Source organism: Streptomyces sp. MNU89 (assembly GCF_020982505.1).
GTDB classification, from domain to species: Bacteria; Actinomycetota; Actinomycetes; order Streptomycetales; family Streptomycetaceae; genus Streptomyces; species Streptomyces xinghaiensis.
The window spans coordinates 2,729,767-2,745,362 of sequence record NZ_JAJKLL010000001.1 but is presented as its reverse complement, the minus strand read 5'-3'; the positions used below and the strand labels follow the sequence as shown (position 1 = coordinate 2,745,362).

The 15,596-nt window shown below is 73.1% G+C and carries 13 protein-coding genes; 8 read left to right on the top strand and 5 right to left on the bottom strand.

Translation table 11 applies throughout. The features are described from left to right. The first annotated feature begins 39 nt into the window (after nt 1-39). Nucleotides 40-1,845 (top strand): phosphoenolpyruvate carboxykinase (GTP), encoded by a 1,806-nt coding sequence (locus E4N63_RS11665; RefSeq protein WP_125626259.1) that lies wholly within the window; start codon nt 40-42, stop codon nt 1,843-1,845. Between the two features lie 148 nt (nt 1,846-1,993). Here the strand turns inward: E4N63_RS11665 and E4N63_RS11660 are convergent, their stop codons facing one another. The 5 genes from E4N63_RS11660 to E4N63_RS11640 all read right to left on the bottom strand — a co-directional run bounded on the left by E4N63_RS11660 (nt 1,994) and on the right by E4N63_RS11640 (nt 8,498). After that, nucleotides 1,994-2,431, bottom strand: coding sequence for a hypothetical protein (locus E4N63_RS11660; protein ID WP_230240589.1), 438 nt, complete (start codon nt 2,429-2,431; stop codon nt 1,994-1,996). Between the two features lie 156 nt (nt 2,432-2,587). Continuing rightward, a complete protein-coding gene (locus E4N63_RS11655) occupies nt 2,588-3,799 on the bottom strand; it encodes a pyridoxal phosphate-dependent aminotransferase (RefSeq protein ID WP_125626256.1) in 1,212 nt (403 codons plus the stop codon). A gap of 454 nt (nt 3,800-4,253) precedes the next feature. Then, a complete protein-coding gene (locus E4N63_RS11650) occupies nt 4,254-5,549 on the bottom strand; it encodes an alanine racemase (RefSeq protein ID WP_230240588.1) in 1,296 nt (431 codons plus the stop codon). 171 nt (nt 5,550-5,720) lie between these two features. Next, on the bottom strand, nt 5,721-7,073 hold the full coding sequence (locus E4N63_RS11645; protein WP_125626254.1) for a M14 family metallopeptidase: 1,353 nt from the start codon (nt 7,071-7,073) through the stop codon (nt 5,721-5,723). 159 nt (nt 7,074-7,232) lie between these two features. Further along, nucleotides 7,233-8,498, bottom strand: coding sequence for an APC family permease (locus tag E4N63_RS11640; RefSeq protein ID WP_230240587.1), 1,266 nt, complete (start codon nt 8,496-8,498; stop codon nt 7,233-7,235). Between the two features lie 279 nt (nt 8,499-8,777). Between E4N63_RS11640 and E4N63_RS11635 the strand changes: the two genes are divergently transcribed. From E4N63_RS11635 to E4N63_RS11605, 7 genes are all read left to right on the top strand, one after another. Continuing rightward, nucleotides 8,778-10,193 (top strand): Nramp family divalent metal transporter, encoded by a 1,416-nt coding sequence (locus E4N63_RS11635; RefSeq protein ID WP_230240586.1) that lies wholly within the window; start codon nt 8,778-8,780, stop codon nt 10,191-10,193. Nucleotides 10,194-10,412: 219 nt separating this feature from the next. Then, the gene (locus tag E4N63_RS11630) at nt 10,413-11,261 is read left to right on the top strand and encodes a hypothetical protein (RefSeq protein ID WP_125627041.1); all 849 of its coding nucleotides are present in this window, start codon (nt 10,413-10,415) and stop codon (nt 11,259-11,261) included. A gap of 86 nt (nt 11,262-11,347) precedes the next feature. After that, nucleotides 11,348-12,058, top strand: coding sequence for a Flp pilus assembly protein CpaB (gene cpaB, locus E4N63_RS11625; RefSeq protein ID WP_230240585.1), 711 nt, complete (start codon nt 11,348-11,350; stop codon nt 12,056-12,058). Between the two features lie 7 nt (nt 12,059-12,065). Then, complete coding sequence (locus E4N63_RS11620) at nt 12,066-13,310, top strand: AAA family ATPase (protein ID WP_230240584.1); 1,245 nt, start codon at nt 12,066-12,068, stop codon at nt 13,308-13,310. Nucleotides 13,311-13,380: 70 nt separating this feature from the next. Beyond that, a complete protein-coding gene (locus E4N63_RS11615; protein WP_230240583.1) occupies nt 13,381-13,716 on the top strand; it encodes a TadE/TadG family type IV pilus assembly protein in 336 nt (111 codons plus the stop codon). Beyond that, nucleotides 13,713-14,162, top strand: coding sequence for a TadE/TadG family type IV pilus assembly protein (locus E4N63_RS11610; protein ID WP_230240582.1), 450 nt, complete (start codon nt 13,713-13,715; stop codon nt 14,160-14,162). Before E4N63_RS11615 ends, E4N63_RS11610 begins: the two co-directional genes overlap by 4 nt. 96 nt (nt 14,163-14,258) lie before the next feature. Then, nucleotides 14,259-15,596 (top strand): CpaF family protein, encoded by a 1,338-nt coding sequence (locus tag E4N63_RS11605; RefSeq protein WP_125626414.1) that lies wholly within the window; start codon nt 14,259-14,261, stop codon nt 15,594-15,596.

Genomic DNA, 15,596 nt, shown 5'->3' with positions numbered 1-15,596 from the left:
CTCAGCGCTGTGTCTCCCGGGGGCGACCCCCAGACCCCCGTGGCCACCAACCCACCCACCAACCACCAGGAACTGGTCTCCTGGGTCGGCGAGATCGCCGCCATCACCCAGCCGGACCGGATCGTGTGGTGTGACGGCTCCGAGGCCGAGTACGAACGCCTCTGCGAAGAGCTGGTCGCCAGGGGGACCTTCACCAGGCTCGACCCGATCAAGCGGCCGAACTCGTACCACGCCGCCTCCGACCCGAGCGATGTGGCGCGTGTCGAGGACCGCACCTTCATCTGCTCCGAGAAGGAGGAGGACGCCGGCCCGACGAACCACTGGAAGGACCCCGCCGAGATGCGGGAGATCTTCACCGGTGAGGACGGGGTCTTCCGCGGCTCCATGCGCGGCCGGACGATGTACGTCGTGCCCTTCTGCATGGGCCCGCTCGGCTCGCCGCTGTCCGCGATCGGCGTCGAGATCACCGACTCCGCGTATGTCGCGGTCTCCATGCGGACCATGACCCGGATGGGGCAGCCCGTCCTCGACGAGCTCGGCTCCGACGGCTTCTTCGTGAAGGCCGTGCACAGCCTGGGCGCCCCGCTGGCCGAGGGCGAGGCCGACGTGCCGTGGCCCTGCAACACGACCAAGTACATCTCGCACTTCCCGGAGTCCCGCGAGATCTGGTCCTACGGCTCCGGCTACGGCGGCAACGCCCTGCTCGGCAAGAAGTGCTACGCCCTGCGCATCGCCTCCGTCATGGCGCGCGACGAGGGCTGGCTCGCCGAGCACATGCTGATCCTCAAACTCACCCCGCCGCGCGGTGAGTCCAAGTACGTCGCCGCCGCCTTCCCCTCGGCCTGCGGCAAGACCAATCTCGCCATGCTGGAGCCCACGATCCCCGGCTGGACCGTGGAGACCATCGGCGACGACATCGCCTGGATGCGCTTCGGCGAGGACGGCCGGCTCTACGCGATCAACCCGGAGGCGGGCTTCTTCGGCGTCGCCCCCGGCACCGGCGAGCACACCAACGCCAACGCCATGAAGACCCTCTGGGGCAACGCCGTCTTCACCAACGTGGCGCTCACCGACGACGGTGACGTCTGGTGGGAGGGCATGACCGAGGAGCCCCCGGCGCACCTGACGGACTGGAAGGGCAACGACTGGACCCCGGAGTCGGGGACCCCGGCGGCGCACCCCAACGCCCGCTTCACCGTCCCGGCCGGCCAGTGCCCGATCATCGCGCCCGAGTGGGAGGACCCGAAGGGCGTGCCGATCTCGGCCATCCTCTTCGGCGGCCGCCGCGCCTCGGCCGTGCCGCTGGTGACGGAGTCCTTCGACTGGCAGCACGGCGTCTTCCTCGGTGCGAACGTCGCCTCCGAGAAGACCGCCGCCGCCGAGGGCAAGGTCGGCGAGCTGCGCCGCGACCCGTTCGCCATGCTGCCGTTCTGCGGCTACAACATGGGCGACTACATGGCCCACTGGGTGAAGATCGGCCGGCGGGCGGACGCGGAGAAGCTGCCGAAGATCTACTACGTCAACTGGTTCCGCAAGGACGCCGACGGCCGCTTCGTGTGGCCCGGCTTCGGCGAGAACAGCCGCGTGCTCAAGTGGATCGTCGAGCGCCTGGAGGGTGTAGCCGAGGGCGTCGAGACGCCGATCGGCGTCCTGCCGGCCAAGGGTTCCCTCGACACCGAGGGGCTCGACCTGGCCGAGGAGGACCTCGACTTCCTGCTCAGCGTGGACCTCGACACCTGGCGGGACGAGGCCTCCCTGGTCCCGGAGCACCTGAGCACCTTCGGCGACCACACGCCCAAGGAGATGTGGGACGAGTACCGCGCTCTCGTCCGCCGTCTCGGCTGACGGCACCGGTTTCCGTACCGCGTGGTACGGGGACGGCCCCGACCGGACGCACCGATGGCCGGGTGCGGCTTCGTGCCGCACCCGGCCATCGGGTTTCGGTGGTTGCGCCGGGGCCGCGGGCGCTGATGCGGGGCGCGGCCCCGGCGCGTCAGTGGGCCGCCCCCGAGAGGGCGGAACCGGCGCCGTCCAGGGCGGCGGCATGCGCGTCCATGCGCTCGGCGGAGAGGATCGCGGCACCGGTGTCCGCGCGCGACGCGGCCACGACCAGGGCGCGCCCGGCGAGCGTGTGCGCGCGGCGGTGCAGCGACGCGACCTGGTCGGCGTCCGGCCGCTCCTGTGCGGGAGCGGCGGCGGAGCGGGCCGGCCGGGAACCGTCGCGGAGCCGGGTGACGCGTTCGGTGAGCCGCTGCGCGGCCCGGTCCAGGGACGGATCCGGGGCGAGGGCCCGCAGCTCGTCGGTCACGGTCAGCAGCGCGGCCAGATGCCCGGCGAGCTGGATGTCCAGCTCCTCCTGGCGCGGCCGGCGGGGCAGCGGCGTCGGCTCTCCCATGGCGTGGACCGACTTGGAGCGGATCGGTTCGTACATGGATGGCCTCCTCATGTGAGGGGACCATCCTAGCTTGGATTCTGTCTAAAGTTGACTCTGTTCGCATCCGGAATCCCGGCGGGCCCGGTTCCGCCCCGTGCCGGCGCCTCCGGCACCCGTGCCGACCCCCCGGTGCGGGTGCCGGTGCCGGCGGGCTCAGAACTGGCTGTAGCCGTCCAGGAACTCCCCGATCCGGGTGATCGCGTCCGCCAGATCTTCCTTGTACGGGAGGGTGACCAGCCGGAAGTGGTCCGGCTCGGGCCAGTTGAAGCCCGTACCCTGCACGATCATGATCTTCTCGGCGCGGAGCAGGTCCAGCACCATCTGCCGGTCGTCCTTGATCTTGTAGACCTTGGGATCCAGCCGCGGGAAGGCGTACAGCGCGCCCTTCGGCTTGACGCAGCTCACGCCCGGGATCCGCGTCAGCGCCTCGTACGCCGTGTCGCGCTGCTCCAGCAGCCGGCCGCCCGGCAGCACCAACTCGTTGATCGACTGCCGGCCGCCGAGGGCGACCGCCACCGCGTGCTGCGCCGGGACATTGGCGCACAGCCGCATATTGGCGAGGATCGTCAGCCCCTCCATGTAGCTGGAGGCGTGCTCCTTCGGCCCGCAGACCGCCAGCCAGCCGCTGCGGTAGCCCGCCACCCGGTACGCCTTGGACAGGCCGTTGAAGGTGAGGACGAGCAGGTCCGGGGCGAGAGCGGCGGTGGGGGTGTGGGAGGCGCCGTCGTAGAGGATCTTGTCGTAGATCTCGTCGGAGCAGACGATCAGATGGTGGCGGCGGGCGATCTCGGCGATGCCGCGCACCAGTTCGTCGTCGTAGACCGCGCCGGTGGGGTTGTTCGGGTTGATGACGACGATCGCCTTGGTGCGGTCGGTCACCTTGCGTTCGATGTCGGCGAGGTCCGGCATCCAGTCGGACTGCTCGTCGCAGCGGTAGTGCACGGCCGTACCGCCGGAGAGCGAGACGGCGGCCGTCCACAGCGGGTAGTCGGGGGAGGGGACCAGCACCTCGTCGCCGTCGTCGAGCAGCGCCTGCATCGACATCTGGATCAGCTCGGAGGCGCCGTTGCCGAGGTAGACGTCCTCGACGTCCAGCTCGATGCCCTTGGTCTGGTAGTGCTGCATCACCGCGCGCCGGGCCGTGAGCAGGCCCTTGGCGTCGCCGTAGCCGTGCGCGTCGCCCAGCGTCCGGAGCATGTCCTCCAGGATCTCGGGCGGGCACTCGAAGCCGAACGGCGCCGGGTTGCCGGTGTTGAGCTTGAGGATGCGGTGACCCGCCGCCTCCAGCCGCATGGCCTCCTCGAGAACCGGACCCCGGATCTCGTAGCAGACATTGGCGAGCTTCGTTGACTGGATCACCTGCATGTTCGCCACCATACGGCCGCCCGGGTGGAGCCGCTCGGTGTTTTCCGCCACGCGGGGGGCGCCCCGCCGGGGGACCCTGTGAGCTGCGCGTCGCCCGGCGGGCGCGGACCGGGGGGAGCTGCCGGACGGCCCGTTCGGCAGCCGTCTTCGATGCGGAAGCGACCGCTGTCCGGCGCATGCGGAACACCGGCCGGAAGAGTCCGCGCGGCTTCGAAAGTGGAAGCGGAAGCCGGCGGCCGGGCGGGCCGGGGCAGGCGGACGGGAGACGGGGCCGGGCGGGCGCGGAGCGGTGGAGCCGCCGGCGGGGAGGTCGATGTGAGCTCCGCCACGCCCGATCGCGCGGGTGTTCGCCCCGCGCCGGGGCGGGTGTTCGCACACCTGTCCGTGCCGCACCGGACCTCACGGGGACGGCCGTCAGCCTCCGGCCGGAGCCCGCGGACGCGGAACGGCGCCGTCAGAAGAAGGTGCGGACGAAGTCCGTGACGGTGCCGTCCGCCGTCACCACCGGGATCAGCTGCCACTTGTCGAAGACCGTGCAGGGATGCGACAGCCCCAGCCCCACCCAGTCGCCGACCTCCAGGACCCGGCCCTCCTCCGCGACGTCCAGCCAGGCGTGCTGGTCGGACAGGGCGGTCACCGTGAGGCCGGTGGCGGGCCGCTCCGCACCGTCCCGCGCGGACCGCACGAGCTGCGGTTCCGGCAGGTGCAGGTCGCAGGGGGCGTCCCGCTTGCCCGCGTTGAGGAACGCCTGGCCCGGCTCGGGGCGGGAGAGGACCTGCGCCCACAGCCGGAAGGCGGGCCGCAGAGCGCCCTCCTCCGGGATCCGGTTGAACGGGGTGAGGCGGCGGTAGTGACCGTCGTCGTGCGAGACGTACGCGCCGGAGCGCAGCAGCCGGAGCACCGGCCGGGACAGGGCCGGGATCTCGCCGAAGACCTGCGCGACCGCGTCGAACCAGGCGCTGCCGCCCGCGCTGACGACGATCTCCTCGGTGTCCGCGAAGTGGCCGGCCGCGTCGAGCGCGCCGGCGAGGGCGACCAGCCGGCGCAGCCAGGCCGTGACCCGCTCGGGGTCCGCGCCGGGCACCTCGCCCTCGTACCCGGCGACGCCGGTCAGGCGGAGGGTGCGGGCGGCGGTGACGGCCGCGGCGACCGCCGCGCAGTCGTCGTCCGTGCGCGCCCCCGTACGCGCTCCCTGTCCGGCACCCAGTTCGATCACCACCTCGACGGGCCGGGTGGCACCGCAGGCGCTCAGGGCGGTGTCCATCAGTTCGACTCCGCGCACGGAGTCGGCGTATACGACGCAGCGGAACTCCGGGTCGGCGTCGAGCTCCCCGGCGAGCCAGCGGAGGGCGGCCGGGTCGACGAGCTGGTTGGCGAGGAAGATCCGGCGGACGCCGAACGCGCGGTAGACGCGGGCCTGGTGCGGGACGGCGGCGGTGATGCCCCAGGCGCCGTGCTCCAGCTGGCGTTCGAAGAGGGCCGGGGCCATGGAGGTCTTGCCGTGCGGGGCGAGGGCCAGCCCGTGCCGGGCGGCGTAGCGGCCCATCAGGGCCAGATTGTGCTCCAGCGCCTCGGCGGAGAGGGCCAGGACCGGCGTGGTGAAGCCGCCGCCGAACAAGGACCGGCGTTGAGCGGCCAGTTCGCGGACGGTCAGGCCGGCGGCGTCCGGCGGCAGTCCCTTGAAACGGTGGTCGACCCGTTCCTCGGCCAGGCGGGCGGCGGCATGGTCGGTGGGGTGCTCGGCGGTCATCGGGCCTCCGCGGGCTGCGGTGCGGGTGGGACTCCCGGAATCCTCCCGCATCCGCGGGCGGCGGTGTGCGGACCGGTGACGGATTCCGGTGCCCGGCCGCGAGCCGGAGGGCCCCGGCACGGCGGACGCGCCCCCGGGCCCTCCCCCCGGGGGCGCGTCGTCGTCACCGGCTCAGCCGGAGGCGCAGTACTGGGTCTCCTTGCCGATGGAGCGGTACATGCAGTCCGCGTTCTCGATCAGCTGGAGCACCGCGTCCCGGTTCCGGCTGGTCTCCCGCTCGATCACCTCGTCGGGCGGGTAGAAGCCGCCGCCGGAGGCCGAGGACGGATACATCTCGTAGGTGTACGAGAAGATCCTCTGGTCGCCCCACATCCAGTCGTTGACGCTGCCGTCGGTGATGTAGAGATCGCTCGACTGCTGCGGGGTGTAGCCGTTGCTCGCGGCCATCTTCCGGCCGATGGCCGCGAAGGCGTCGCGGTCGTCCCGGGTCATGCCGCCCGCGGTGTCGGAGTAGGTGTAGCCGTACGGCCAGAGCACCAGCTCGCTGTAGGTGTGGAAGTCGATGCCGGCCTTGATCTGCTGCTTGCCGCCGACGACCCGGCTCCGGACGAAGTCGGTGACGGTCTTCGCCTCGGGGGTGGACTCGGCCGAGGGGCCCCGGTAGGTCTCCGAGGAGGTGCTGCCGGAGGAGCCGCCGCAGCAGCCCCACTGGTAGGGCCAGTTGCGGTTGATGTCGGTGCCGACGGCCGAGGAGCCGGCGTTGGGCTGCCGGTTCTTGCGCCACGAGCGGTAGGAGCCGGTGGCGATGTCGTACTCGCCGCCGTCCGGGTTGAGGTCCGGCAGGATCCAGATCTCCCGGTCGTTCACCGCCTTGGTGATGCGCGCGTCGGTGCCGTAGTCCTCGCCCAGTTCGCGCAGGAGGTAGAGCGCCATCTCGACGGTGAGGTGCTCGCGGGCGTGCTGGTGGTGGGTGAAGAGGACCTCGGGCTCGTCCTCGTCCGTCCTCACGTTGTCGCTGATCTTGACGGCGACGATGTCGCGGCCCTCGTGGGACTTGCCGATCACCCGCTTGCTCATGATGTCCGGGTGGGCGGCGACACGGGAGTTGATCTCCGCCGCGGCCTCGGCGTAGTTGTGGTACTTCGCGTCGGCCGGCGGGAAGTCCGCCGCGCGCAGGCTCTGTTCGCCCGCCCGCCGGGACGGGGGAGCGGGCAGCGGCTCCAGCGTGTAGCCGAGGGCGCGGAGCTCGCGAGCCTGCCGGGAGTCCGCGGAGACGACGACGGAGTGGTCGCGCACCTCGTCGACGGAGGCGCCGGTGGCGAGCAGGCGGGTGCGCTGGGCCGCGGTGGCGGGGCCCGCGACCTCGTACTGACGGGGGGTCTCTTCGGCGGACGCGACGCTGGTGAGCGCGTCCGCACGGTCGGTGGGGGGAGTCGTGCCGGCCTGGGTCAGGGGAACGGCCAGCGCGAGCGTCAGAAGAGCGGCGAGGGCGGTGACCCGTTGGCCGCGTGATGGCAGTCGCATGCTGCGTCATGCTGGGGCCTTGGCATGGGCGGGTCAATGGTGCCGCGCCGACCGGAAGAGGCCATGCCGGTTCCGGCCGGGCGGTCTCGCCCGGACGGCCGGACGATCTCGCACAGACGGCCGAGAGTTCGGCGGCAGCGGGCCCGCGTTCCGCGGCTCTCAGTCCGCGCGCCGTGCGCCCCGCCGCACGCCGTACAGCACCGCGCCCGTCGCCAGCACGGCGGCGCCCGTGACCACCGACGGCAGCGGTAGCGTGACGGCGAGCAGCACACAGCCCGCCAGCCCGATGACCGGGACGGCGCGCGGCGGCCGTCCCTCCTCCCGGCTCAGCGTCCGGGCGGAGGCGTTGGCGATCGCGTAGTAGACGAGCACCCCGAACGAGGAGAAGCCGATCGCCCCGCGCAGATCCGCCGTCGCCGCCAGCACGGCGACCACCGCGCCGACCGCCAGTTCGGCCCGGTGCGGCACCCGGAACCGCGGGTGGACGGCGGCCAGGACCGACGGCAGATGCCCGTCCCGGGCCATGGCCAGCGTCGTCCGGGAGACACCGAGCACCAGCGCGAGCAGCGAACCCAGCGCCGCGACGGCCGCGCCGGCGCGCACCACCGGCGCCAGTTCCGGCACGCCCGCCGCCCGCACGGCCTCGGCGAGCGGCGCGCCGGCGTCCGCCAGCCCGCCGGGGCCGAGCACCGCGAGCGCCGCGACGGCCACGGCCGCGTACACGGCGAGCGTGATGCCGAGCGCCAGCGGGATCGCACGCGGGATGGTGCGCGCCGGATCGCGCACCTCCTCGCCGAGCGTGGCGATCCGCGCGTATCCGGCGAAGGCGAAGAACAGCAGCCCCGCCGCGCCCAGCACCCCGGCCGGCGAGGCGTCGCCGCCGAGCGCCAGCCGCGCTCCGTCGGCCTCCGGCGAGGTCAGCCCGGCCGTCACCACGGCCGCCAGCACGGCGAGCACCACCGCGACGATCGCCCGGGTCAGCCAGGCCGACTTCTGGACTCCCCGGTAGTTCACGGCCGTCAGCGCCACCACGGCCGCCACCGCCACCTCCCGGTCGTGCCCCGGCCACGCGTACGCCCCCACGGTCAGAGCCATGGCCGCGCAGGACGCCGTCTTGCCCGCCACGAACCCCCAGCCGGCCAGATGGCCCCAGAACGGGCCGAGCCGCTCCCGCCCGTAGACATAGGTGCCGCCCGACTCCGGGTAGCGGGCCGCGAGCCGCGCGGAGGACGTGGCGTTGCAGTACGCGACGACCGCCGCGACCGCCAGCGCCGGCAGCAGCCCCGAGCCGGCCGTCGCGGCGGCGGGCGCGAGCGCGGCGAAGATGCCCGCGCCCACCATGGCGCCCAGACCGATCACGACGGCGTCGAAGAGCCCGAGCCGCCGCCGCAGGGCCGGGGCCTCGCCGGGAGAGGTGGTGTTCATGGCCGGGACCCTAGCGGGCACGGGTTACGGCCCGCCGACGGGCGGGAGGCGCACCGGCGGGGGGGCCACCGCGGGAGCGAGCGGGCGGGCGGGGAGCGGGGCCGGCGCGGGAGTGGAGCGGACGCCCGCGGGGAATGGCACTTCTTGTGCGCCCGCGCCCCCCGGCCGGTCTCCCGTGCCGGCCGGCAGCGGCGCACGGCAACGACAGCGGCGGCGGCAGTGCAGCGGCGACGGCAACGGCAGTGACGGCAGCGGCGGTACGGACGCGGAGGCGGGCCAGTGACACGTACGGACGAGGCGGGGGAGAGCGCCGGGCCCGTCACCGGACGGCCGCGCAGGTCGAGTTGGCGGTACATCGGCCCCGGCATCGTCGTCGCCGCGACGGGCGTCGGCGCCGGTGACCTCGTCGCCACCCTGATCGCGGGCAGCCGGTTCGGCTACACCCTGCTGTGGGCCGCCGTCATCGGATGCGTCGTCAAGATCTCCCTCGCCGAGGCCGCCGGGCGCTGGCATCTGGCCACCGGGCAGACCCTGTTCGAGGGCTGGCGCAGCCTCGGCTCGTGGACCACCGTCTACTTCGCCGGCTACGTCGTCATCTGGGGCTTCGTCTACGGCGCGACCGCCATGTCCTCCAGCGCCCTGCCGCTCGCCGCGCTCTTCCCGGACTTCCTCGGTCTCAAGACCTGGGCGGTGATCACCGGTCTGATCGGCCTGGTGTTCGTCTGGTTCAACCACTACGCCGTCTTCGAGAAGACCATGACCGTGCTCGTCGGCGTGATGTTCGTGGTGGTCGTGTATGTGGCGCTGCGGGTCGGCCCGGACGTCCCCGCGGCCGTCGCCGGGCTGGTGCCCGCGCTGCCGGACGGCTCGCTGCTGTACACCCTCGGCCTGATCGGCGGCGTCGGCGGCACCATCACCATGGCCGCGTACGGGTACTGGGTCAACGCCAAGGGCTGGACCGGCCCCGGCTGGATGAAGGTGATGCGGCTCGACAACCGCGTCGCCTATGTGACGACCGGCGTCTTCGTGATCGCGATGCTGATCACCGGCGCGGAGCTGCTGCACTCCGCCAACATCGCGCTGGCGAGCGGCGACAAGGGCCTGCTCGCCCTGGGCGAGGTGCTGGAGGCACGCTTCGGCGCCACCACCGCCAAGCTCTTCCTGATCGGCTTCTTCGCCGCCTCCTTCTCCTCGCTCATCGGCGTCTGGCACGGCGTCAGCCTGCTGTTCACCGACTTCGTGGAGCGCATCCGCCGCGACCGCGCTGCCGACCGCGCGGCCGCCCGTGCCGCGGCGCCCGCGCCCGTCCCCGAGCCCGCCGCACCGGCGGACGACACGGCCGCCGCGGGCACGGCCGCCGGCACGGGCGTCACCGGGAAGCCCGACCCCGCCGTCACCGGACTCGCCACCGGAGCGGCGGAGAAGTCGCTGCCCTTCCGGGCCTATCTGCTCTGGCTGACCTTCCCGCCCATCAGCCTGCTCTTCCTCGACCGGCCGTTCGGGCTCGTGATCGTCTACGGCGTCCTGGGCGCCTTCTTCATGCCGTTCCTCGCCCTGACGCTGCTGTGGCTGCTCAACTCCGGCCGCACCCCGCGCGAGTGGCGCAACGGCGCGCTCAGCAACGTCATGCTGGCCGCCGCGGGGCTGCTCTTCGTCGTGCTCTGCGTCCAGCAGGTCCGGGAACTCCCCTGGTGAGCGGGGGGCGGGGGAGGGGCCCGACGGTTCGTCCACAGAAGAGACGGAAGACGCCCCGGTGTCAGTTGAAGATCGAATTCCCCGATACCGGCGAACTGTTCTCCAATGCAGACGACACGGATAAAGTGCTGTGACAGTAGCGAAGCAGTTGCGCTGCGCAGTGTTGGTTGGTCCACGGCGTCCGCAGCCCGGCCGCCGGAGTGAACGGGGAAACCTGACGTGCACACCGCGATAGCAGTCACCGCCCCCGACCTCGTTCTCCCGGCCCTCGACCGGCAGACGCCGCCCGCCACCGTCCTCGCGCCGGAGATGCCGCTGGAGGACGCGCTCGCCCGGACCTACGGACTGATCGAGAGCCACGGCTATCTGATCGTCCTCTACCCGGCCTCGGTGCCCGGTGCCGTCCACCGCCGGCTGCACGGCGTGCGCTCCATCCTGGAGAGCGACCGGATAGCCCTGCTCCGCCTGGAGTTACCCCCGCTGGCCGTGGCCGTCCTCGCCCACCAGCTGCGCCGTCTCTCGCTCTGCGACTTCAGCCCCGGCATCCTCGGCTCGGCCGCGCGGCTGCTCACCCACTACGTCCACGCCGGCGCGCTGCTCTCCTCCGTCTCCCGTCTCGACCATGTGCCCGTGGGCCTCCGGGAGCACGCCAAGTCCTGGGTTCCCGGCAGCCAGTTCGCCGTCCTCGCGAGCCCGGAGCCGCGGCTCACCCGCGTCACCCCGGGTGGCACGGTCCCCGGCGGCCCCCAGTACGGCACCGAACTGGTGGTCGCCCGCGGCCAGTCCCCGTCCGACTGGGTGTTCAGCACCCTCGTTCCCGCCTGGCGCGTGCACAGCGTGCGGGAGGCCACCCTGCCCGCCGACTCCGCCCGCTGGTGGGGCAGCGGCCGGCTCGTCGAGTTCGCCGCGGCCATCCCCGATCTGTCGATCCTCTACCAGCTCGTCGCCTCGGTCCGCACCACCGAGTGCCGCTGGTGCGGTCTCGAACTGATCGGCGACCGCTGTGCGTTCTGCTGCTCCCCGGTGGCCGCCGGGAGCGCGGCCCTCACCTCCGGCGCCGCCACCTAGCCGGCCGCCCGGAGCCACCCGCCCCGTGCCCGCCCGCTCCAGCCCCCGTCCGCCCCGGACACGTCCCCGAACGAGGTTCTACGCCGATGAACTCACGTCAGCGCCGCGGAGTGATCCTGCTCCTGCTCTCCGTCCTCTGCGCGGCCGGTGCCTTCGTCGGAGTCCTGATGGTGATCGGCGACGTACGGTCCAAGGTCGGCCCGGAGACCACGGCCTACGAGGTCAAGTCCGACATACAGCCCTACGAGGAACTGTCCGCGGCCAAGTTCGACGAGATCACCATGCCGGAGCGCTGGCTTCCGGAGACCGCGGTCACCGATCTCCGCGACCTCACCGGCAAGATCGCGCTCACCCCGCTCCGCAAGGGCTCGCTGCTCCAGCGCGACATGATCGTCGAACGCCCGGCGCTGGAGGAGGGCGAACAGGAGATCGCCATCATGATCGACGCCGCCACCGGGGTGGCCGGCAAGATCCGCCCCGGCGCCCGGGTCAACATCTACGCCACCTTCGACGGCCGGGACGGGGACGCCGAGCCGCAGTCCAAGGTGATCGTCGAGGGTGCCGAGGTCATCGACGTCGGCGAACTCACCCCCTTCGACCGCGACGACGACGCCAGGCGGCGCGGGCAGACCACCGAGGCGGTGCCGATCACCTTCGCCCTCGGCACTCTCGACGCCCAGCGGGTCGCCTACGCCGAGTCCTTCGCCTCCCACGTCCGGCTCGCCCTCGTCGCGCCCGGCGGCACCGAGTCCATCCGCCCGCGCGACCGCACGTACACCCTCGACGGGGACAAGTGAGGCACGGATGACCACGAGAATCCTCCCCGCGGCGGGCGACCCCGAGGCCGCCCGCTCCCTCACCACCCTGCTCAGCCAGCTCCCCGACGCCGAACCGGCACCGCCCGTCCCCGACTCCACCACCCTCCTCGACACCCTCGCGCGGCTCGCGGGGGAATCGGTCGGGGAACTCCCCGAGGTCGTCGTCGTCCACGAACGGATCGGGCCGGTGCCCGCCCTCGACCTCGTCCGGGAGACCGTGCTCCGCTTCCCGGCGGTCGGGGTGGTGCTCGTCTCGGCCGACGCCGGGCCGCAGCTCTTCCAGGCCGCCATGGACGCGGGCGCCCGGGGGCTCGTCGCGCTGCCGCTGAACTACGAGGAGCTGTCCGCCCGGGTGCAGGGCGCCGCCCAGTGGGCCGCCGGGGTCCGGCGCCATCTGGGGGCCGGTCCGGAGACGCCCGGCGGGCCCGGCGGCACCGTCGTCAGCGTCACCGGCGCCAAGGGCGGTGTCGGGACGACCGTCACGGCCGTGCAGCTGGCGCTGGCGGCCCGCGCCTCCGGGCGGAGCACCGCGCTGGTCGACATGGACCTCCAGTCCGGCGACATCGCCTCCTACCTCGATGTGCAGTTCCGGCGCTCGGTGGTGGACCTGGCGCAGATCAACGACATCTCGCCGCGCGTCCTCCAGGACGCGGTCTGCGACCACGCGACCGGTCTGGGGCTGCTGCTCGCCCCGGCGGACGGCGAGCGGGGCGAGGAGGTCACCGACCGGGCGGCCCGGCAGATCGTCAGCTCGCTGCGGACCCGCTACGAGGTCGTCGTCATCGACTGCGGCACCCAGATGAACGGGGCCAACGCGGCCGCCGTCGAGATGTCCGACACCGCGCTGATGGTCACCACCCCGGACGTGGTCGCGGTCCGCGCCGCCAAACGCCTGGTACGGCTCTGGGACCGGCTCCAGATCCGCAAGGCCGAGGAGACCCTGACGCTCGTCAACCGGCATACGCGCGCCACCGAGATCCAGCCGCCGCTGGTCGAACGGATCACCGGCACACGGGTCGCCCGGACCGCCGTGCCGGCCGGCTTCAAGGAACTCCAGCCGGCCGTGGACGCCGGGCGCCTCCAGGACCTCGACCACCGGTCCTCCGTCAAGCAGGCGCTGTGGGCCCTCGCCGCCGAACTCGGCCTGGCGGGCGATCCCGCGGGGACGGGGACGCCCGGCCGGGGCGCGCGGGGCGGGCGGTCGAGAAGTACGGCGACCGGGGCGCGCTGAGCCTGCGGCGCCGGCGGGGCGGGCCGAAGGGCGGCCGGGCGGCCGGGGCGGCGACAGCGGGCAGGTCGCGGTGGAGTTCCTCGGCATGGTGCCGCTGCTGGCCGTGGTGCTGATCCTGTGCTGGCAGTGCGCGCTGCTCGGCTACACCTACTCGCTCGCCGGCCACGCGGCCGACCAGGGGGCGCGCACCGCCACCGCCGCCCAGAGCGCGGGGGCGTGCGAGACGGCCGCGGTGGAGGACCTGCCGGGGGCGTGGCGGAGCGGCGCGTCCGTGAGCTGTGTGCGCGAGGACGGGCTGTGGAAGGCCGATGTCGGGCTGGAGGTGCCGGTGCTCTTCCCGGGCGCGGTGGCCTTCCCGGTCACCGTGAACGGCAGCGCCGGCGCGGCGGAGGAGGGCAGGCCATGACGATGGCGATGGACGGTGCGGCGGCGACGGACAGCGCCGCGGAGAACGGCGCGGCGGCGGACGCGGTCGCGGGGCGGGCCCGGACCGTCCGCGGCGCAGCACGCGAACGCGGCCAGGTGGCCGTGGAGTTCATCGGCTTCGTCCCCGTCCTGCTGCTGGTGGCGTTCGCCGCGATCCAGCTCGGCGTGGTCGCCCACACGGTCTCCCAGGCCGGCACGGCCGCCCGGGCCGCCGCCCGCACCGCCTCCTACGAGGAGGCCGACGCCGACCCGGCGGCGGCCGGACGGGCCGCGGTCAGCAGCTGGCTCGCCGACGGCACCAGCATCGGCATCGGCGGCGGCGACGAGGAGGCCATCGCCACCGCCACCGTCACCATCCCCTCGCTCATCCCCGGGGTGGGCGACTTCGGCACCGTCACCAAGAGGGCCACCATGCCCCGCGACTGACCGCCCGCACGGCGCCCCGGAGCGCCCCAACGGCCGCGGCACCGCACGGACCGGCACCGCACGGACCAGCACGGCACGGACGACGAGGAGCACACCATGAGCCTGAGGGCGCGCGTCACCTCACCCGAGGACAACGGCGGCACCCGCGAGGACGGGCACCTCGTCGCCGTCTACCGCGCCAAGCTGCTGGAGGAGATCGACCTCGCCGAGATGTCCGCGCTGGCCGCCGCCGAGCGCCGGGCCCGCCTCGAACGCGTCCTCGGGCACATCATCAGCCGGGAAGGCCCGGTCCTCTCCACCTCCGAACGGGCCCAGCTCATCCGGCGCGTGGTGGACGAGGCCCTCGGCCTCGGCGTGCTCGAACCGCTGCTCGAAGACCCGTCCGTCACCGAGATCATGGTCAACGGCCCCGACCAGGTCTACGTCGAACGCGCCGGCCGGGTCGAACGGGTGCCGGTGCGCTTCGCCTCGCACGAGCAGCTGATGCAGACCATCGAACGCATCGTCTCCACCGTCAACCGCCGCGTGGACGAGGCCAATCCGATGGTCGACGCCCGCCTCCCCTCCGGCGAGCGCGTCAACGTCATCATCCCGCCGCTCTCCCTCAGCGGCGCCACCCTCACCATCCGCCGCTTCCCGCGCGCCTACCGGCTCCAGGAGCTGATCGACCTCGGCACCCTCGACGAGCGGATGATGATGCTCCTCTCCGGTCTGGTCCGGGCCAAGTTCAACGTGATCGTCTCCGGCGCCACCGGCTCCGGGAAGACCACCCTCCTCAACGCCCTCTCCGGCCTCATCCCGGAGGGCGAACGCATCATCACCGTCGAGGACGCGGCCGAACTCCAGCTCCAGCAGTCCCACGTCATCCGGCTGGAGACCCGCCCGCCCAACGTCGAGGGCAAGGGCCGGATCACCATCCGCGACCTGGTGCGCAACTCCCTCCGCATGCGCCCGGACCGGATCATCGTCGGCGAGGTCCGCGGCGGCGAGACCCTCGACATGCTCCAGGCCATGTCCACCGGCCACGACGGCTCCCTGGCCACCGTGCACGCCAACAGCGCCGAGGACGCCCTGATGCGGCTGCAGACCCTGGCCTCCATGTCCGAGGTGAAGATCCCCTACGAGGCGCTCCGGGACCAGATCAACAGCGCGGTCGACTGCATCGTCCAGCTCTCCCGGCACGCCGACGGCAGCCGCAAGGTCGGCGAGATCGTCCTGCTCTCCTCGCACGGCCGGGAGACGTACCGGATCGCCACCGTCGCACGCTTCGAGCCCCGGCCCGTGGGCGCCGACCGGGTGGTGCGCGGCACCTTCGGCCACTTCCCGCTGCCCCGCCGCGTCGCGGACCGGCTCCATCTGGCGGGCGAGCCGGTGCCGCCCGGCTACGGGATCGCCGCCTCCGAGGACCAGCTCACGATCCGGGAGGCGAGCTGA

Coding starts and splice junctions, on each gene's coding strand:
- E4N63_RS11660 (WP_230240589.1), bottom strand. CDS start 2,431: ATGTACGAACCGATCCGCTCCAAGTCGGTCCACGCCATGGGAGAGCCG.
- E4N63_RS11655 (WP_125626256.1), bottom strand. CDS start 3,799: ATGCAGGTGATCCAGTCAACGAAGCTCGCCAATGTCTGCTACGAGATC.
- E4N63_RS11650 (WP_230240588.1), bottom strand. CDS start 5,549: ATGACCGCCGAGCACCCCACCGACCATGCCGCCGCCCGCCTGGCCGAG.
- E4N63_RS11645 (WP_125626254.1), bottom strand. CDS start 7,073: ATGCGACTGCCATCACGCGGCCAACGGGTCACCGCCCTCGCCGCTCTT.
- E4N63_RS11640 (WP_230240587.1), bottom strand. CDS start 8,498: ATGAACACCACCTCTCCCGGCGAGGCCCCGGCCCTGCGGCGGCGGCTC.
- cpaB (WP_230240585.1), top strand. CDS start 11,348: ATGAACTCACGTCAGCGCCGCGGAGTGATCCTGCTCCTGCTCTCCGTC.
- E4N63_RS11620 (WP_230240584.1), top strand. CDS start 12,066: ATGACCACGAGAATCCTCCCCGCGGCGGGCGACCCCGAGGCCGCCCGC.
- E4N63_RS11610 (WP_230240582.1), top strand. CDS start 13,713: ATGACGATGGCGATGGACGGTGCGGCGGCGACGGACAGCGCCGCGGAG.
- E4N63_RS11605 (WP_125626414.1), top strand. CDS start 14,259: ATGAGCCTGAGGGCGCGCGTCACCTCACCCGAGGACAACGGCGGCACC.